Raw genomic sequence first — 267 nt, 5'->3', positions numbered from 1 at the left:
CGAAGGAGCACGTGCGTTGCGTACACGTGGAGGGTTCGGGCTGCTACGGGCACAACGGCGCGGACGACGTGGCCGCCCATGCGGCGTTGATCGCGGCGGCCATGCCGGGCCCGCCGGTTCGCGTGCAATGGATGCGCGAGCAGGAACATACCTGGGACCATTACCCCCCCGCCATGGTGACGGAGGTGAAAGCCGCCATCGACGCGAACGGCCGCATCGTCGACTGGAACTACGCACTGTGGAGCAGCTCGCACAACGAGCGCATCG

1 pseudogene is annotated in these 267 nt (G+C 67.4%); it reads left to right on the top strand.

The window, feature by feature from the left end:
- A pseudogene (locus SB786_RS36490) lies at positions 1-267 on the top strand (xanthine dehydrogenase family protein molybdopterin-binding subunit); the annotation flags it as partial.

Source organism: Burkholderia sp. SIMBA_062 (assembly GCF_046534765.1).
Lineage (GTDB): Bacteria > Pseudomonadota > Gammaproteobacteria > Burkholderiales > Burkholderiaceae > Burkholderia > Burkholderia ambifaria.
Note: the sequence above shows the minus strand (reverse complement) of the source record. Positions and strands in the feature narration are given on the sequence as shown.